The sequence below is a fragment of the Endozoicomonas sp. SESOKO3 genome (genome assembly GCF_024606255.1).
The window spans coordinates 1-2,023 of sequence record NZ_JAHHPR010000070.1 but is presented as its reverse complement, the minus strand read 5'-3'; the positions used below and the strand labels follow the sequence as shown (position 1 = coordinate 2,023).

At 46.0% G+C, this 2,023-nt stretch carries 1 protein-coding gene; it reads left to right on the top strand.

Going from position 1 to position 2,023, the window contains the following annotated elements:
- The coding region (locus KDK18_RS01135) for a transglutaminase-like domain-containing protein (RefSeq protein ID WP_257252587.1) at positions 1–1,743 on the top strand (1,743 nt) is incomplete at its 5' end.
- Positions 1,744–2,023: the final 280 nt, after the last annotated feature.

Below are 2,023 nucleotides of genomic sequence, written 5' to 3'. Positions count from 1 at the left end.
TATTGCAAACCGTTTTCCGGTGAAGCTGAACCAGAAGCCCAACAAAATTTCTTTCGCTTCCTGGTAACACGGCAACAAGGTAGCTGTCGTCATCGTGTGCCTGTTTTTATCGCTTTTTGTCGTTATTTTGGGATCCCCTGCCGGCAAATGGATAGCATTGTCCACAGCTTTGCTGAGTATTCTGCGGATGGAGGTCAAACCTGGGAATCAGTAGATTTGGGCGGGGCGCCCGGGGAGTTAACAGAAATCACCTCTGAATTACAGTCCAGCGGGAATGTCATTGATGACTGCCCTATACCAGGCGAGATCGAGGAGCACGTGATAAAGCTCCTGAAGGACCTCATGAAGATTGCTGATTTAGCGCAACAGCAGGCTCTGGCTAAAGTCTGTGGCATAAGCCTTGAGGAACTGAAGAAAACGGTTCAGACAGGCATTGTATTACCAATAACCTATTGGTCTATTTTCTCAATTTCCACAATGGTAGAGAAACTTTGGCAGGAAAAAGATTTAGCCGGGTTTTCCCTGGGTGTCTCAATACTTGAGTTGCAAAAGACAAAAGCATTGACAAGCCCCAACCGGAACTTGGTCGGTACGGTAAGAGGAACTGAGCGTGACTATAGGCCGATGTCGGAGGCAGTCATACAAATATTGTCTGACAGTGATGAAGATCGGGTCATTGAACCACTCAAGTCACTCCATTCAAAAATGATTGAACAGGCCGGAGTAGACACTTACGAATGGTTGCGTTCAAACGTGGATATACTGATGAAGAGTAACTTGGCCAGGCCTTCGGTGATTCGCTTTGCCCGTGAAGCTCTGTTATTGGGTTGGCTGGATCCACTGCCGTCCTCGTGGTCCTCTATTATCACTGCCGAACAACATCATGAGCTTTTGGTGCGTCTGCAAGGCGTCGATGAACTCAAGGTTGCCGCCACCCATTGCCTGAAAAAGTGGTACACGACATTGTTGTCCAGGGAAAAAAATAGCCAGCAATTGCAGTTGATTTATGAGCGCTTCCAAAAGGAAAAAATGAATGCCATCTTCATCACTCATTGTCATGAGGGTTCTTCTTCATTCCTTGAAGATCAGATTGTCAATCGATCTATAAAGAATGCCTGGACGGACCAACCCGGGGGGATTCCGAATGTAGAACGAATGCTGGTAAGCCAGCCCGCGTTTCCACAGTTAACCTCAGGCAAGGCGAATCACCGTCCGGTGATTATCCTGGGTCAGCCTTTATGGGACAGCACAATGATTAAGGAAAAAGCCGAAGCCCTGTTTCAACGGAAACTTGAAAACAGCCCGGAATTGAAGAAGTTATCCGAAACGATCAAATCAAAGCCCAGTTTGGACCTATGGTACGAAAAGCGCACTCTGAACGATTTAAAAAACAAATGCAAGCAAGGGATCCTGCAGGCCTTCAGTCATTACTTGTATGAAATGACACACTCGAAAGGTGGTGGCTTAAGGTATTGTTGGGCCAGTGCTGCTCTCGGCTCTAACACTTTCAAGCGGGACTACTACGGCGCTCATGAGCCATCTTCTCCAGAAGAGCTGTATGGCATGATGACGCTCATTGATAGCTCTTCCCAGTTCCAAAAAACGGTTGAAGATGCCTACTTGCGGGAAGCACAAAACGCCAGTAATGCTCTGCTGCTGAAATCCAATGAGCTGACAAAAATTGCCGAAGAGTTTATTAACAGCGTGAATTTGAATTCGATTTGTGACGCATTGGACAGATGATAATAGTTTGGTGATGTCCATTAATGGCAACGAAATACTCTCCAAATGAAACTTTCGTACGATTTTAAGGTCATATTATTAAACAGTTTCAATTGAGTCCTTCAGATTGCAGTAGGGAGATCAACCATGGATGGTCAGATTGGTGGAGAAATAAACAAACCCGTTCGTAATAACGGCGTGTCTGATAATAGCATTCCGGCCAAAAGAGCAAAGCTGGATGAACCGATTGCAAAGGTCTGCTCTGAGGTAACGGCCAAACTCAATCTATCGTCATCTCCGA